14 protein-coding genes and 4 pseudogenes are annotated in these 15,892 nt (G+C 65.3%); 9 read left to right on the forward strand and 9 right to left on the reverse strand.

Annotated elements, in window-relative coordinates:
- Nucleotides 1–113: 113 nt before the first annotated feature.
- The 7 genes and pseudogenes from ASV56_RS19455 to ASV56_RS19485 all read left to right on the forward strand — a co-directional run bounded on the left by ASV56_RS19455 (nt 114) and on the right by ASV56_RS19485 (nt 7,423).
- Nucleotides 114–1,094 carry a TerC family protein gene (locus ASV56_RS19455; RefSeq protein ID WP_062563636.1) on the forward strand — a complete coding sequence of 327 codons (981 nt, stop codon included), beginning with the start codon at nt 114–116 and terminating at the stop codon, nt 1,092–1,094.
- Between the two features lie 224 nt (nt 1,095–1,318).
- Nucleotides 1,319–2,488, forward strand: a complete 1,170-nt coding sequence (locus tag ASV56_RS19460) for a peptidoglycan glycosyltransferase FtsW (protein ID WP_062563637.1) — start codon at nt 1,319–1,321, stop codon at nt 2,486–2,488.
- Nucleotides 2,485–3,576, forward strand: coding sequence for an undecaprenyldiphospho-muramoylpentapeptide beta-N-acetylglucosaminyltransferase (gene murG / locus ASV56_RS19465; protein ID WP_062563638.1), 1,092 nt, complete (start codon nt 2,485–2,487; stop codon nt 3,574–3,576). Before ASV56_RS19460 ends, murG begins: the two co-directional genes overlap by 4 nt.
- Nucleotides 3,573–4,985: a UDP-N-acetylmuramate--L-alanine ligase gene (gene murC / locus ASV56_RS19470; protein WP_062563639.1), complete on the forward strand. Its 1,413-nt coding sequence runs from the start codon at nt 3,573–3,575 to the stop codon at nt 4,983–4,985. The genes murG and murC overlap by 4 nt, the downstream gene beginning before the upstream one ends.
- Nucleotides 4,982–5,254: a DUF2484 family protein gene (locus tag ASV56_RS19475; protein WP_062563640.1), complete on the forward strand. Its 273-nt coding sequence runs from the start codon at nt 4,982–4,984 to the stop codon at nt 5,252–5,254. The genes murC and ASV56_RS19475 overlap by 4 nt, the downstream gene beginning before the upstream one ends.
- Before the next feature lie 5 nt (nt 5,255–5,259).
- Nucleotides 5,260–5,433 (forward strand): hypothetical protein, encoded by a 174-nt coding sequence (locus ASV56_RS23800; RefSeq protein WP_156429252.1) that lies wholly within the window; start codon nt 5,260–5,262, stop codon nt 5,431–5,433.
- A gap of 863 nt (nt 5,434–6,296) precedes the next feature.
- Nucleotides 6,297–7,423: pseudogene (locus tag ASV56_RS19485) on the forward strand (IS3 family transposase).
- Between the two features lie 316 nt (nt 7,424–7,739).
- Here ASV56_RS19485 and ASV56_RS19490 read toward each other — a convergent pair.
- The 3 genes and pseudogenes from ASV56_RS19490 to parE form a co-directional block, all read right to left on the reverse strand.
- Nucleotides 7,740–8,726 (reverse strand): annotated as a pseudogene (locus ASV56_RS19490) (IS110 family transposase); the annotation flags it as partial.
- Nucleotides 8,727–8,835: 109 nt separating this feature from the next.
- Nucleotides 8,836–9,184 (reverse strand): annotated as a pseudogene (locus tag ASV56_RS19495) (YnfA family protein).
- Nucleotides 9,181–11,151, reverse strand: coding sequence for a DNA topoisomerase IV subunit B (gene parE, locus ASV56_RS19500; RefSeq protein ID WP_062563642.1), 1,971 nt, complete (start codon nt 11,149–11,151; stop codon nt 9,181–9,183). The pseudogene ASV56_RS19495 and the gene parE overlap by 4 nt, the downstream one beginning before the upstream one ends.
- 202 nt (nt 11,152–11,353) lie before the next feature.
- Here parE and ppk2 point away from each other — a divergent pair, with 202 nt between their 5' ends.
- On the forward strand, nt 11,354–12,409 hold the full coding sequence (gene ppk2, locus ASV56_RS19505) for a polyphosphate kinase 2 (protein ID WP_253880174.1): 1,056 nt from the start codon (nt 11,354–11,356) through the stop codon (nt 12,407–12,409).
- Here the strand turns inward: ppk2 and ASV56_RS24670 are convergent.
- Nucleotides 12,389–12,572, reverse strand: a pseudogene (locus ASV56_RS24670) (IS3 family transposase); the annotation flags it as partial. The gene ppk2 and the pseudogene ASV56_RS24670 overlap by 21 nt on opposite strands.
- 137 nt (nt 12,573–12,709) lie before the next feature.
- On the opposite strand from ASV56_RS24670, the gene ASV56_RS24675 reads away from it, so the two are divergent.
- On the forward strand, nt 12,710–13,000 hold the full coding sequence (locus tag ASV56_RS24675) for a hypothetical protein (RefSeq protein ID WP_062563643.1): 291 nt from the start codon (nt 12,710–12,712) through the stop codon (nt 12,998–13,000).
- Between the two features lie 36 nt (nt 13,001–13,036).
- On the opposite strand, the gene ASV56_RS19515 is transcribed toward ASV56_RS24675, so the two are convergent.
- The 5 genes from ASV56_RS19515 to ASV56_RS24220 all read right to left on the reverse strand — a co-directional run.
- Nucleotides 13,037–14,184 (reverse strand): IS3 family transposase gene (locus tag ASV56_RS19515; RefSeq protein WP_437435906.1). Its coding sequence is split into 2 segments (ribosomal slippage): nt 13,037–13,929 and nt 13,929–14,184, totalling 1,149 coding nucleotides; the frame shifts between segments, so codons are not numbered across the junction.
- Between the two features lie 147 nt (nt 14,185–14,331).
- On the reverse strand, nt 14,332–14,754 hold the full coding sequence (gene gp17 / locus ASV56_RS19525; protein WP_062563644.1) for a tail completion protein gp17: 423 nt from the start codon (nt 14,752–14,754) through the stop codon (nt 14,332–14,334).
- Nucleotides 14,751–15,221 carry an HK97 gp10 family phage protein gene (locus tag ASV56_RS19530; protein WP_062563645.1) on the reverse strand — a complete coding sequence of 157 codons (471 nt, stop codon included), beginning with the start codon at nt 15,219–15,221 and terminating at the stop codon, nt 14,751–14,753. The genes gp17 and ASV56_RS19530 overlap by 4 nt, the downstream gene beginning before the upstream one ends.
- Nucleotides 15,218–15,532 carry a head-tail connector protein gene (locus ASV56_RS19535; protein ID WP_062563646.1) on the reverse strand — a complete coding sequence of 105 codons (315 nt, stop codon included), beginning with the start codon at nt 15,530–15,532 and terminating at the stop codon, nt 15,218–15,220. The genes ASV56_RS19530 and ASV56_RS19535 overlap by 4 nt, the downstream gene beginning before the upstream one ends.
- A 154-nt stretch (nt 15,533–15,686) precedes the next feature.
- The coding region (locus tag ASV56_RS24220) for a hypothetical protein (RefSeq protein ID WP_216635422.1) at nt 15,687–15,892 on the reverse strand (206 nt) is incomplete at its 5' end.

Consider the following 15,892-nt stretch of genomic DNA (forward strand, 5'->3'; position numbering starts at 1 on the left):
TGACGACCGAAAGGTCGTGATGTCGGACCGCATCGAGCCTGCTCGATGCCAGCCCGGAACCCGTCGTCCCGCCCGTGCGCCTGGCATCCAGCACCCAAACTGGAGCCTGACCCGTGGAACCCTTCTACCTCACCCTCTTTCTCGGCACGCCGATCTGGCTGTGGCTGGTCTTCGTCGGCCTGGTCGGCCTGCTGCTGGCCTTCGACCTCGGCGTGCTCAACCGCGGCGACAAGGAGATCGGCGTTGCCGAAAGCCTGAAGCTGTCGAGTTTCTACATCACGCTGGGCGTGCTGTTCGGCGGCTTCGTCTGGTATCAGCTGGGCAGTCATGCCGCCGCCGAATACATGACCGCCTTCGTGGTCGAAAAGACGCTGGCCATGGACAATGTCTTTGTCATCGCGCTGATCTTCGCCACGCTGTCGATCCCGCGCCGTTACCAGCATCGCGTGCTGTTCTGGGGCATCCTGGGCGTGATCGTGCTGCGCGGCATCATGATCGGCGTCGGCGCCACGCTGGTCGCGCAATATGGCTGGATCCTCTATGTCTTCGCCGGCTTCCTGATCCTGACCGGGATCAAGATGCTGTTCGTGGGCGACAAGGACCACGACATGGCGGCAAACCCGGTCCTGCGCTTCCTGCGCCGCCGCATGCCGCTGACCGAAGGGCTGCACGGCCATGCCTTCGTGGTGCGCCAGCCCGACCCCAGGACCGGCCGGCTGCGCCGCTATGCCACGCCGCTCTTGCTGGCGCTGGTGATGATCGAGATCGCCGACGTGATCTTTGCCGTCGATTCGGTGCCGGCGGTCTTTGCCATCACCACCGACCCCTATATCGTCTATACCTCGAACATCTTCGCCATCCTGGGCCTGCGCGCGCTGTTCTTCGCGCTGGCGGCGATCATCCACCGCTTCGAATATCTCAAGCAGGCGCTGGCGGTGCTGTTGATCTTCATCGGCGCCAAGGTGTTCATCGCCGACCTGATGGGGCTGGCGAAATTCCCGCCGGCGCTGTCGCTGGGCATCACCTTCGCCATCCTGGGCGCCGGCGTCGCCTGGTCGCTGTGGCGCACCCGCAAGGACGCGGCAGGCGTCTGAGCCCGACCTGCGGCGCCGCGCCCGGCCGCGCGGTTGCCGTTGGGTATTTGAACAACAAAGAAGGCAGGGGCGGCGGTGCGAGATCCGGCCGCCTCCGCGCGATGTGATCCGGGCTGCCGCTGCGTTAACCAATCCGCTGTAGCGCGCCCGGGCCAATCGCGCTATGATTCGGCCCAGACCCGGAAAACGGGCGACGACAAACGAGGCAGTGACGGCGGTAACCCATGACCGAGATGGTCTTTGGCACCACGCCCGTGCGGGCTGGTGATCCGATTCTTCCCCGCTGGTGGCGCACCCTGGACCGGTGGTCCCTGGCCTGCGTGCTGGGGCTTTTCGCGGTGGGGCTTCTTCTGGGGCTGGCGGCCTCGGTGCCGCTGGCCGAAAAGAACGGCCTGCCGCAATTCTATTACGTGACCCGGCAGGCGGTGTTCGGCGCCATGGCGCTGGCGGCGATGCTGGTGATCTCGACCTTCTCGCCGCGGATGGTGCGGCGGATCGGCGTGCTGGGCTTCCTGGCCGCGCTGGTGGTGCTGATGGCGCTGCCCTTCGTCGGTACCGATTTCGGCAAGGGCGCGGTGCGCTGGCTGCGCCTGCCCGGCGGCATGTCGGTGCAGCCCTCGGAATTCCTGAAACCCTGCTTCATCGCCATCTGCGCCTGGTTCATGGCGGCAAGCCAGGAGGTCGGCGGCCCGCCCGGCAAGCTGTTCTCCTTCGGGCTGGCGGTGGTGGTGGTGCTGCTGCTGGCGCTGCAGCCCGACTTCGGCCAGGCCTCGCTGGTGCTGTTTTCCTGGTGCGTGATGTATTTCATCGCCGGGGCGCCGCTTTACCTTCTGGGCAGCGTCATGGGGCTGGCGGCGCTGGGCGGCTTCTTCGCCTATGGCGCGTCCGAGCATTTCGCCCGCCGCATCAACGGCTTCCTGGCCGCAGAGGTCGATCCGCGCACCCAGCTCGGCTATGCCTGGAACGCGATCCAGGAGGGCGGCTTCTTCGGCGTCGGCGTGGGCGAAGGTTCGGTCAAATGGTCGCTGCCCGATGCGCATACCGATTTCATCATCGCCGTCGCGGCCGAGGAATACGGGCTGATCCTGGTCCTGATCATCATCGCGCTTTACGCCACCATCGTCATCCGCTCGCTGCTGCGCTTGCAGGACGAGCGCGACCCGTTCGCGCGCATCGGCGGCACCGGGCTTGCCTGCGCCTTCGGCGTGCAGGCGCTGATCAACATGGGCGTGGCGGTGCGGCTCTTGCCGGCCAAGGGCATGACGCTGCCCTTCGTCAGCTATGGCGGTTCGTCGGTGATCGCCTCGGGCATCGCCATGGGCATGCTGCTGGCCCTGACCCGCGCGCGCCCGCAGGGCCGCATCGGCGACGTGCTGGGGCGGGGCCGGGGATGAGCGCGGCTCCGCTTTGCCTGATCGCCGCCGGTGGGACCGGCGGCCACATGTTTCCGGCGCAATCGCTGGCCGAGGTGCTGCTGGCGCGCGGCTGGCGGGTGAAGCTGTCCACCGACGAGCGCGGCGCCCGCTATGCCGGCACCTTCCCGGTCGAGGTGACGCGCGAGGTCGTCAGTTCCGCCACCACCGCGCGGGGCGGGCCGCTGGCCAAGCTCGCCGTGCCCTTCCGCATCGGCGCGGGCGTGCTGACCGCGATGCGCCGCTTTCGCGCCGACCGTCCGGCGGTCGTGGTGGGCTTCGGCGGCTATCCGACCATTCCCGCCATGGCGGCGGCGCTGGCCTTGGGGATCCCGCGCATGATCCACGAACAGAACGGCGTCATGGGCCGGGTCAACATGGCTTTCGCCCGCCGGGTGAGCCGCGTCGCCTGCGGCACCTGGCCCACCCGCCTGCCCGAGGCGGTCGAGGGCATCCACACCGGCAACCCGGTGCGCCAGGCCGTGCTGGACCAGGCCGCCGCGCCCTATGTCCCGCCGGGCGAGACCGGCCCGCTGCACCTGCTGATCATCGGCGGCAGCCAGGGTGCCCGCGTGCTGTCAGACGTGGTGCCCGAAGCCATCGCCAGCCTGCCCGAGGACATGCGCCCCCGCCTGATCGTCAGCCACCAGGCGCGGGCCGAGAACGCCGAGCGCGTCACCGCCGCCTATCGGGCGGCCGGAATCGCCGCCACTGTGCGGCCCTTCTTCGATGACGTGCCGGCGCGGCTGGCGCAGGCGCAGCTGGTGGTCAGCCGGGCCGGGGCCTCGTCCATCGCCGACATCACCGTGATCGGCCGCCCGGCGATCCTGATCCCCTATGCCGCGGCCACCGCCGACCACCAGACCGCCAACGCCCGTGCCCTGGCGGAATCCGGCGCGGCGGTGCTTCTGCCCGAATCCGTGCTTGACGCCGAAAGCCTCGCGCGCGACATGCGGGACATCCTATCCGACAGCGCCCGCGCCACCCGAATGGCAGCTGCCGCGCTGGAGCTCGCCCGCCCCGATGCGGCGCAGCGCCTTGCAGATCTAGTAACGGACCTTTCCCGATGAACGCAGCGACCAAACTTCCGGGCGAACTGGGCCCCATCCACTTCATCGGCATCGGCGGCATCGGCATGTCCGGCATCGCCGAGGTGCTGATGACGCTGGGCTATGCCGTTCAGGGTTCGGACGCGAAACGCTCGAAGATCACCGACCGGCTGGAAAAGCTGGGCGCCACCGTCTTCGAGGGCCAGCGCGCGGAAAACATCGGCGAGGCCGGCGTGGTCGTGATCTCGACCGCGATCAAGAAGGGCAACCCCGAGCTCGAGGAGGCCCGCCGCCGCGGGTTGCCCATCGTGCGCCGGGCCGAGATGCTGGCGGAACTCATGCGCCTGCGCTCGAACGTCGCCGTGGCCGGCACGCATGGCAAGACCACCACCACCACGATGGTCGCGACGCTGCTGGACGCCGGCGGCTTCGACCCGACCGTCATCAATGGCGGCGTGATCCACGCCTATGGCTCGAACGCCCGCGCCGGCGCCGGCGAATGGATGGTGGTCGAGGCCGACGAATCCGACGGCAGCTTCAACCGCCTGCCCGCCACCATCGCCATCGTGACCAACATCGACCCCGAGCATATGGAGCACTGGGGTTCCTTCGACGCGCTGCGCAAGGGTTTCCAGGATTTCGTCTCGAATATCCCCTTCTACGGCCTCGCCGTCTGCTGCACCGACCATCCCGAGGTGCAGGCGCTGGTCGGCCGCACCACCGACCGCCGCGTGGTCACCTTCGGCTTCAACGCCCAGGCCGACATCCGCGCGATAAACCTGCGCTATGAAAACGGCATCGCGCATTTCGACATCGCGCTCCAGGGCGAGGAGGACGCCCCGGTCATCGAGGATTGCACCCTGCCGATGCCGGGCGACCACAATGTCTCGAACGCGCTTGCCGCCGTCGCGGTCGCCCGCCACCTGGGCATGAAGCGCGCCCAGATCCGCGAGGCGCTGGCCAGGTTCGGCGGCGTCGGCCGCCGCTTCACCCGCGTGGGCGAGGTGAACGGCGTCACCATCATCGACGACTACGGCCACCACCCGGTCGAGATCGCCGCCGTGCTGAAGGCCGCGCGCCAGGCCACCAAGGGCCGGGTCATCGCCGTGCACCAGCCGCACCGCTACACCCGGCTCTCCAGCCTGTTCGACGATTTCTGCACCTGTTTCAACGAGGCCGACGTGGTCGCCATCGCCGAGGTCTATTCGGCGGGCGAGGAGCCCATTCCCGGCGCCTCGCGCGACGATCTCGTCGCCGGCCTGATCGCCCACGGCCACCGCCACGCCCGCGCCGTGATGGACGAGGGCGACCTGGAGCGCCTGGTCCGCGAGCAGGCCAGGCCCGGCGACATGGTGGTCTGCCTCGGCGCCGGCACCATCTCGGCCTGGGCCAACAACCTGCCCGAACGGCTGATGGGACAGGCGGCATGATGCTGCTGGCCGGCCATCCGTTCGTCGCGGCGTTCTGCGCGGTCCTCTGGGGCGTGCTGGCCTGCCTGCTGCCCTTCGTGCGGCTGCGCTGGCGCCATGCCGCACTGTGGACGCTGGTGCTGTGCGGCGTGCCGGTGCTGGGCTGGCTGACTTATCTCTGCGGCCCGGGCTTCGGCGTGCTGTTCCTGTCGCTGGGCCTGTCGCTGCTGGTCTGGCCCCCGTTCGAGACCCGCCGCCGCCGGGCCGTGGCGCAGCGGGGCTTGCGCTAGCGACGGTGGCGCTGACCGCCGGCATCGGCGCGATCCGCGCCGCCGCGCGCAGCTGGGCGCCGCTCACGCTGCTGCTCGGCTCGGCCGGCGCCTGCTCTCTGATCGGCGAAAGCAAGACCGCGGACCCGATCCGTCCACCGCCAACCGCGCATTGGGATGTCTGGCAGCTGGCGCAGTAGCGGCGCTGGCGGCGGTGCTTGCGCGATGGAGTAGGGGAGGCACCGAAAAACGATCTTCAGAAATCGGTAGAGCGCTTCCACCGCGAGTTCGATGCTTTGAGAAGAGGCAGCGGAACTTGCGTTTCCGTCTGCCATGCGATTCCTGCCTGCCATCCGCTATCTGTCTTTCAGAGACGGAACGGCATGCGGTAATTTTTGACGGCAGGACTTGTGCTTGCCAAAAAGTTGATGTCGCAACACTGCTAACTGCGGCTGAAGCCCCCGTGCTATCGCCTTCCTGGCATCCGTCCGAAAACCCGCCCAATCAAGATGGCAGGTCAGATGTGCGACGCGATGATCAACCCCGGCGGGGCCGGTGCAATGGGTGTAGCGCAGTTCTAGCTTTTTAATGCCGGGCCCGGCGGAGACAGCACGCCGATGGTGGAGGATATCCGGCAGATCAAGTCTAAAGATACTGGACCTTGGCAGAAGGCGGGGAATCTTGCGCTCCCTGTAGTTTTGCCCGTCAGGCCGACGAGAATCGGCAAGCCTGCGGCCCGATGTTGCTCAACTCTTTCTGGGTTGAATGGTATCGGCGGGTCCTCGAGGGCCATCCCCCGAACTGGCCTCTGCTTCGCGATGTCGCGCTGATCGACGACGCGGTTTGGCAGGTGGGCGGCGTTCGCTGATCGAAGAGGCGGCGAGTTGTGGCTCGCCCGTGGTCCGGCAGGAGGCGGGCGACCCGCCCAGGCAGGGCAGCTTCCTGGCGCCGACCCTGACCGATGTGCCCTCTCATGCGCGGATCATCAACGAGGGGCTGGAGTGCCCCCACTGAAGTGGTCCACCCACTGGGATAGAAATATCCTGTTCAGGAGGACCATCAGATGGCAGGCAAGCGAGACAAACCGGAAGACATCGTTCTGAAGCTTCGACAGATTGAAGTGCTTCATGGACAGGGCATGGCAATTTCCGACGCGGTGCGGCCGATCGGCGTGACCGAGCCGACGTATTATCGCTGGCGCAAGCAGTATGGCGGCATGAACCGGGATCAGCTGAAGCGGCTCAAGGAGCTTGAGGCGGAGAGCCAGCGGTTGCGGCGCGCGGTGTCAGATCTGATCTTGGACAAGATGATCCTGAGCGAGGCTGCACGGGGAAACTTCTAAGCCCTTCGCGCCGTCGCTAGTGCATTGACCATGTGCGGCAGGCGCTCGGCATATCCGAGCGCCGCGCCTGCCGCATCCTCGGGCAGCACCGCTCGACGCAACGCAAGGTTCCTTGCGGCGCCCCGGACGAAGAACGGCTGACGGAAGACATCATCACGCTCGCTCGCACCTACGGGCGATATGGCTATCGGATGATCACCGGATTGCTGAACAACGCCGGTTGGCATGTAAATCATAAACGCGTGGAACGGATATGGCGGCGTGAAGGGCTGAAGGTCCCGCAAAAGCAGGCAAAGAAGGGTCGGCTCTGGTTGAACGACGGGTCCTGCGTCCGTCTCCGGCCGGAGCACCCGAACCACGTCTGGTCCTATGATTTCGTTCAGGACCGGACACATGACGGACGGCTGTTTCGGACGCTCAATATCATCGACGAATTCACGAAGGAGGCGCTGGTGATCCGTGTAAACCGCAGGCTCAATTCCACCGACGTAATCGACGCCCTGACGGATCTGTTCATCTTGCGTGGCCCGCCTGCGTTCATAAGGTCCGACAATGGCGCGGAATTCATTGCCAAGAAGGTGCAGGGCTGGATCGGCGCAGTTGGTGCCAAGACCGCGTTCATCGAGCCGGGTTCACCCTGGGAGAACGGGTATTGCGAGAGCTTCAACGCTCGATTCCGCGACGAACTCCTGGATGCAGAAGTCTTCTATTCGCTCAGGGAGGCCCAGATCCTCATCGAGCGATGGCGCCGCCACTACAACACTGTCAGGCCGCACAGCTCCCTGGGATACCGCCCACCCGCACCGGAAGCCGTCATCCCAATAGACCAGCGGCCGACGATGCACTAACAATCAACCCGGACCACTCGGTGGGGGCAGTCCAAAAGCCAAATTTTTCGCGAAGCTCTTGAAGCGGCAGCGGACGTGTGAATGATTTTACATCATCAAAGACAAGAGCGTAGCCATAATCCAATCCCTCGAAATACTTGTCGAACAACGGCCGTTCGATAAAGGCTGTGGCTTCAAACTCAGTCCAAATCTGTTCGACCGGAAGCTTCAGGATATCACGGATCGAAACAGTACCAACTATCGCCTTAACTGGCGAGCTAGAGTAGATATAGGCTAGCGCCCCGTACGGCGCCGCGACAGGGAAGCGACGGCGCAATACCCACATGCGATGCAGAACGGTGGCCAGCTTGCGCGCCAGTGCCACTTTCGCCCGTTTCATGCCCCGCCGTTTTGCCACGCCTATCGCCCAGGCTTTGAGAGCAGAGAACCTCGAGGCCCGCGTGAGCACGATAGGCGCAGCTTCGTAAAGTGCGGTACGCACCATCGTGTCGCCGACCCTGGTAATGCCGCCATCTCGATCGGTCTCGCCCGACTGGTATTTTCCGGGCGTCAGGCCAAAGTAGGCGCCGACGGTGCGGGATCTGGAAAACCGCCCCGGGTCATCGACCGCCGAGCGATAGGTCAACGCCACCAGAGCTCCGACGCCGGGCACGCTCGTCAGCCGCCGGCAAACAGGATCGGCCCGGGAGATCTTCAGCATCTCGCGATGCAGCCGGGTGAATTCCGCCCACAAGGCAGCCCGCGCTTTCAGCATCGCGCCGATCACCGGTGCCAGCATGTCGTGACCCTCGACGAGATCACGAATGCGGGCCTCGAAACGCCCGCGGCTGACCTCGCCGACCTTGAGGCCGTAGCCGCGCAGAATGCCGCGAATGCTGAATTCGACATCGCGCAGCTTGGCCTGCAGCAGCTTGCGGCCGACCAGAAGCGCCCGCACGGCCTGGGCATCCGCAGACTTTGCATGAACAGGACGAAACCAGCCCATGCGCAGCAATTGCGCGATCCCGCGTGCGTCCTTGCGATCGGTCTTCACGGTCATCGCCGACAATGCCGCCTTCACATGCCGCGTTTCCAGCAGCACCACCTCGAAGCCTGCCCTGATCAGACCATCACGCAGCCATTGCGACAGGGGACCCGCTTCGAGACCGATCCTGACCACCGGAAAGCCGAGCTCGGCAAAGTGCCGCGACAGGGCTTCCGGCGCGCTCGCCACTTTCGTCTCCCGGGTGATCTTTCCTGAACTGTCCACCACGCAAACACTGCTCTGTTCCAGAGACACGTCAATTCCTGCATAGTAGTCCATGGCCGTTCCTCGCCTGATGCTTGGGGCCGACATCATCGTCGGACCCCGTTTCAACATCATCACTCCGAGGGACAGCCACCTTCATGGCGATCGGAACAGCGCGGGCCCATTACGGTATATAGGCCGGGCGCATCTGGCCGGCCAGGATCACCACCGCGCCCAGGATGCACAGCCCGCCGCCCAGCAGGTCCCAGCGGCTGGGCGCCTGGCCCTCGGTCAGCCACAGCCAGGCCAGCGAGGCCGCGACATAGATCCCGCCATAGGCGGCATAGGCGCGGCCGGCGAAATCGACCTGCACCCGGGTCAGCAGCCAGGCGAACAGCGCCAGCGAGGCCATGCCTGGCAGCCAGCCACCAGGCCGAGCGGCCCAGCCGCAGCCAGGCCCAGAAGGCGAAGCAGCCGGCGATCTCGGCCAGCGCCGCCAGCCCGTAGAAAGCCAGCGGCGCGGCCAGGGTCACAGGTCCAGTTCCTCGGCGTCGGCGAATTGCGCGTTTTCCTGGATGAACTGGAAACGCAGCTCGGGCTTCTTGCCCATCAGCCGCTCGACCAGGTCCGAGGTCTCGCCGCCCTCTTCCTCGTCGATCGAGACCCGGATCAGCTTGCGCGTCCTGGGGTTCATCGTGGTGTCCTTCAGGTCCTTGGCGTCCATCTCGCCCAGGCCCTTGAAGCGTTGCACGTCGATCTTGCCCTTGCCGCCCAGGCCCTTGGCGAGCCAGAGCTCCTTCTCGGCATCGTCGGCGACATAGATGCGATGCGCCCCCTGGGTCAGCCGGTAAAGCGGCGGACAGGCCAGATACAGGTGGCCCTTGTCGATCAGAGGCCGCATCTGCGTGAAGAAGAAGGTCATCAGCAGCGAGGCGATATGGGCGCCGTCCACGTCGGCATCGGTCATGATGATGATCTTGTCGTAGCGCAGGTCCTCGACGTTGAACTTGGACCCCATGGCGACGCCGAGCGCCTGGCACAGGTCGCTGATCTCCTGGTTCGAGCCCAGCTTGGAACTGGCGGCGCCCAGCACGTTCAGGATCTTGCCGCGCAGGGGCAGCAGCGCCTGGGTCTGGCGTTCGCGCGCCATCTTGGCGCTGCCGCCGGCCGAGTCGCCCTCGACGATGAAAAGCTCGGTGCCTTCGCGGTTGGTGGCCGAGCAATCGACCAGCTTGCCGGGCAGGCGCAGCTTCTTGGTGGCCGATTTGCGGGCGGTTTCCTTTTCCTGGCGGCGGCGCAGCCGCTCCTCGGCCCGCAGCACCAGGAAGTCCAGGATGGCGCCGGCGGATTTCGTGTCCGCCGCCAGCCAGTTGTCGAAATGGTCGCGCACCGCGCCCTCGACCAGCCGGGCGGCCTCGACCGTGGCCAGGCGGTCCTTGGTCTGGCCGACGAATTCCGGCTCGCGGATGAAGCAACTGACCAGCGCGCAGCCGCCGGTCAAGAGGTCGTCGCGGGTGATCTGCGCCGCCTTCTTGTTGCTGACCCGCTCGCCATAGGCGCGGATGCCCTTCAGGATCGCCGACCAGAAGCCGGCCTCATGCGTGCCGCCCTCGGGCGTGGGCACGGTGTTGCAATAGCTCTGGATGAAACCGTCGCGCGAGGGCGTCCAGTTGATCGCCCAATCGACCTTGCCGGGGACGCCGAACTTCTCCTTGTAGTCCACGCTGCCGGCAAAGGGCCGGTCGGCATAGGTCGAGGCGCCGGTCAGCTGTTCGTTCAGGTAGTCGGCCAGCCCGCCCGGGAAATGGAACACCGCCTCCTGCGGCGTCTCGCCATCGTCGATCTCGGACTTCCAGCGGATCTCGACGCCCGAGAACAGATAGGCCTTGGATTTCACCATGCGGATCAGCCGCGCCGGCTTGAAGCGGTGGTGGCCGAAGATCTGCTCGTCGGCGTGGAAGGTCACGGTGGTGCCGCGCCGGTTCGGGGCGGCGCCGACCTTTTCGACCGGGCCCAGCGGGATGCCGCGCGAGAAACTCTGCTGGAACAGCTCCTTGTTGCGGGCGACCTGCACCACCATGCTGTCGGAAAGCGCGTTGACGACCGAGGCGCCGACGCCGTGCAACCCGCCCGAGGTCTGATAGGCGTCGCCCGAGAACTTGCCGCCGGCATGCAGCGTGCACAGGATCACCTCGAGCGCCGACTTGCCGGGGAATTTCGGATGCGGGTCGATCGGGATGCCGCGGCCGTTGTCGCGGATCACCACGCTGAAATCCGCCAGCAGCTCGACCTCGATGCGGCTGGCATGGCCGGCGACGGCCTCGTCCATCGAGTTGTCGAGGATCTCGGCCACCAGATGGTGCAGCGCGCGTTCGTCGGTGCCGCCGATATACATGCCCGGGCGCTTGCGGACGGGTTCCAGCCCTTCCAGCACCTCGATGGACGCGGCGGAATAGCTGTCAATCGCCTTGTCCGAGGCCGGGAAAAGATCGTCTGCCATGGCACCTGCTCGTCTTGCTCTTTGGGCCGGGGTTATCTCATGGCGCGGCGGGGCGGGGCAAGGGCAAGTGTCGGCAGGGTCATCCGCGTCGCGCGCCTGGTCAAATGTGACAAGAACCTGCGACAACTTGATGCGCGTCAAGGCGCCCCACCCGGGCCTATGTCACAATTCCTTTGTTGAGTGGTAACGGAGGGACGCGCGCATGGATGGTATCACGGTCAAGAGGGAAACGCCCGAAGCCTCCGGGGTTGACGAGTCGGCGGCGACGGTGGTCGGGGCGGTCGCGCCCCCGGCCGCCGCCGCTGTCCCGGATGCGGCGGTCGGCGCGGAGCCGGCCGCCGATGGCAATGGCGAGGGGCAGGGGCCCAGAAGCTTTCCCACCGTCGACCCGGATGCGATCCGCCTGGCCTTCGAGACCGGGCGCTATCCCTATCCGCGCCGCATGGGCCGCGCGGTCTATGAGCGGGAAAAGGCGCTCTTGCAGGCCGAATTGCTGAAGGTGCAGCTCTGGGCCCAGGAGACCGGGCAGAAATTCGTCATCCTGTTCGAGGGCCGCGACGCCGCCGGCAAGGGCGGCACGATCAAGCGCTTCATGGAGCATCTGAACCCGCGCTTCGCCCGCGTGGTGGCGCTGAACAAGCCATCCGAGGTCGAGCGCGGCCAGTGGTTCTTCCAGCGCTACATCCAGCACCTGCCCACCGCGGGCGAGATGGTGTTCTACGACCGCAGCTGGTACAACCGCGCCGGCGTCGAACGGGTGATGGGCTTCTGCTCGCCCACCGAATACCTGGAATTCATGCGCCAAGCCCCGGAATATGAACGGATGCTGGTCCGGGCCGGGGTGCGGCTCTACAAATACTGGTTCTCGGTCACCCGCGACGAGCAGCGCCGCCGCTTCAAGGAACGCGAGACCGATCCGCTGAAACGCTGGAAGCTGTCGCCCATCGACCTCGCCAGCCTCGACAAATGGGACGAATACACCGAGGCGAAGGAGGCGATGTTCTTCTATACCGACACCGCCGACGCGCCCTGGATCATCGTCAAGTCGAACGACAAGAAGCGCGCGCGGCTGAACTGCATGCGGCATTTCCTGTCGACGCTGGACTATCCCGACAAAGACCCCGGGATCGTGACGCCGCCCGATCCGCTGATCGTCGGCCATGCCGGGCATGTCATCCACCAGTCCGTGCATATTCTGGGCGCCTCGCTGCATCCCGAGCACCGGCGCGCGGCCAAGGACGCGCAAGCGGCCGGCTAAGGGCACCTGGAACTGCCGATTGACCTTGTCCAACGGGTATGGAGCCTTCTTGTCCGGAAGTTCCATGCGGTTGCCGCGGATAATGCCTTGAATCCCCACGCCTTCATCCCCTTGCGACCGTGCATCGGGCAGCATCGAAGCCTTCCCGACCAAGCTGCCGCCAACCGCACTGGGCTTGCCTGTGCCGGTCGCCCCATCCTCGAAAGCCGGGAACCTGTCTGCCCTGGCATCCGGGGACCAATCCCCCGAGCCTCGCCGCACCTGCTGTTCCCCGAACTGGACAAAGGCCCGGTGCATGGATTGCAGCAGCCTTGCCCGGCTGTCGTCATCCACCGCCAGCCCTCGGCCCATCAGCAGCCGGTCGGCATCCTCGCCGTGCATCCGTTCCAGCCCGGCAGGGTCCGGTTCCTGCACGGCTGTCAGCCCCGCATCCCATTCCTTCGGGCTGCCCGGTTCATTGCCATGCTGGCTGGTCAGGTCGCGGTAGTAGCCCCAAGCGTCAAGCTGGCCGATAGCTCCGCGCATCGCCATGCCGGCGCTGGTCGCTTCCTCGGCCAGCCGCTGATAAGCACCGTCAAGCTGTTGCAGTGAGCTACTCCCCGATCCTTGGACAGTTTTCGGGGATATTTAAGCTACTGCCTGCGCTTGCTGATCGATTTCGATATTGTTGAAGTAAACCACGGCGGGTGGCCGTCCACCATGGGCGGTGTGGGGCCTCTGGTGGTTGTAGAAGGTGATCCATCGGCCAATGGCAGCCTTGGCCTGTGACCCCGTTTCCCAGGCATGCAGGTAGACGCATTCGTATTTCAGGGACCGCCACAGGCGCTCGATGAAGACATTGTCGATGCACCGCCCCTTGCCGTCCATCGAGATGCGGGTGCCGACGCGCTTTAGCCGATCTGTCCAGGCGAAGGACGTGAACTGGCTGCCCTGGTCAGTGTTCATGATCCCCGGCGCGCCGAAGCGGTGGATGGCCTCCTTCAGCGCCTCAACGCAGAAGTCGGCCTCCAGCGTGTTCGAGATGCGCCAGGCCAGAACCTTGCGTGTGAACCAGTCCATGATGGCCACCAGATACAGGAAGCCGCGCCGCATCGGCAGGTAGGTGATATCGGCGCACCAGACCTGGCCGGGACGATCCACCCGCAGCCCGCCCAGCAGGTAGGGCCAGGTCTTGTGGCCCTTCCTCGGCTTGCTGGTGTTGGGCTTCTGATAGATCGGCATCAGGCGCATAAGTCGCATGAGCCGCCGAATGCGCTTCTGGTTCACGCCATGGCCTTCGTTCTGCAGGTGCCAGGTCATCTGGCGAACCCCATAGAACGGCGTGTCGAGGAACTGCCGGTCGATCAGCCGCATCAGGCCGAGGTTCTGATCCGTCTCTCCAGCCGGCTCGTGGTAGAACGACGAGCGCGAGATCGACAGCAGGCGGCACTGCGCCCCGATGGACAGCGCCGGGTGGTTCCGTTCGATCATCCCACGCCTCACTTTCCGGTCCACGGCTTGAGCTTTCGTGACAAAAAATCGTTGGCGACAGCCAGCTCCCCGATCTTGGCATGCAGTGATCGGACCGTCTCTTCATCCACCTCCGTCGAGGGCTTCTTGCCGCCGCGCTCGAAGATATCCGCAGCTCCGTCGAGCAGCGCCTTCTTCCATTGATGGATCATCGTCGGATGCACGCCGTATTCGCCCGCCAGCTCTGACACAGTGCGCTCGCCCTTAACGGCCTCGAGCGCCACGCGCGCCTTGAAGCCCGCGTCATGGTTTCTGCGTTTCCGCATTCCTGATCTCCTCGTTCTTGGAGACCAGCAAACGTCAGATCGTAGCTTCCGTCACTGTCCGATTTCCGGGGAGCAGCTCACCGGACGGGTTCACCGTCTCGACCTCGCGCTCGAATTGAACCGTCCGGTTCAGTTTGCCGGCCTCGATCATGCCCGCCACCTCACGACAGCCTCTAGCGCCATGACGCCATGTGTCATCGTCAGGGACGGTTGCGGGTCGCGCAGCCAGACCAGCGTCGGCCGGTGCCATTCATCGACCTGAATCTCGGCCGTGTCTTTCGGACCGAACTCGATTGCCTGATAGACAGCACCACCGATCTTGCGCGCGGTGTCCTGGCCGTCATCTTCGCCCCAGATATGCAGCTCGATTGCCACGCGGGCGAGACGCTGCGAGCCGGACGCGCAGCCTAGAAACTCGACGCGCGGGTCGGAGAGGATCACGGCCGGGAACCGATCAGGCCGGACAGCACCGGCCCGGATATTGTCCGGCTGGACATGCTCAAGGACGGCCAAGGACGCCAGCAGGGACGCCCGCAGAGCCGTTTGAAAAGCGAGGCTCGGGTCGATCATGCGCCAGCCCTCGAAGCATTGCGCACGGCGCGACCGACAGCGCGGCCGATGCGGCGACGATTGCGGTCTTGGGTCAGCCGTGCAGCAGGCAGCAGGAACGGCCGTGCAGCGGTGCCGGGGTGCCGGGTGCCGGCGAACTGCCCGCCGTTGACGTGCGGCGCGGTGCCGAACTCGACAAGGTGCCCGTGCCGGACCTTGGGCGAGCCGACAGTCACCAGCGCTTGGTTCTCGGCAGCCTGGCGACGACCACCTTGCGCAGCATAAGCCGGCGTGATGCCACCGGGCGGCGTGACCGTGATCGACGCTTTCAGGTCGCCTTCATCCTCGGGTGCCAGAGAGCGCGCGACCTCGGCCGTATCCTCGGCCGCTTGCATCAGCGCCGGCCGGACCTCGGCGACAATCTCGACGGGGATCTCGGCCAGCCGCTTCGCGAGCTTGGCCGATTGCTTCATCAGGTCATCACTCATTGCGCGACCTCGGCCGGGACGTAACCGACAAGCCATGCCTTGTGCGGCCGTAGAAGATCATGGACGCCGAAAGGCACCTCATAGGCGCTGCCGCCGAAGCTCGCAGCCTCGCGGACCTCATACCAGAACGCGGCCAGCATCAGCACCGCTTGCTTGATACTTGCCGGGCAGGGGTCGGGAACGGCAGCCTCGCCGATGTAGCTTGCGGCATAGGCTTCGGCGGCTGCGATCTTCTGGGCCAGAAGGGCGTTGTCCAGGTCGTGTTCGAGGTTGAGCTGGGCTTTCAGCTCGTCAACAGTCAGGGCAGGCATGGAAACGATAGAACTCTTCACGCAACATTATTGCGTAAAGATAGGGTATCTGCGCAATAAATGTAATGCGTGAAAAAGTTATTTTCGCACCTGTCTTGCGCGGACCTCCCCCCGCCGGTTCCCGAGATAAGGCGAAAGTTCGAGGATACCCCGCCTACGATAGTTCTCCATTACGACCGATTAAGTCACCGCTATCGCTGAAAGTATTGGTTAAAATAATAGCTTCCGGAACTCCGCGCTTTCGGCAGTAAGCTCGAAATGCAACCAATGCCAACTTTCGAGAAATACCAGTGAGACCCGGCGCTGACCAACCCATAAGTGCTAGACCAGTATAGACGAGCCCGACGATTGTAAGCCAGT

It is taken from the genome of Paracoccus aminovorans, assembly GCF_001546115.1.
GTDB lineage: Bacteria > Pseudomonadota > Alphaproteobacteria > Rhodobacterales > Rhodobacteraceae > Paracoccus > Paracoccus aminovorans_B.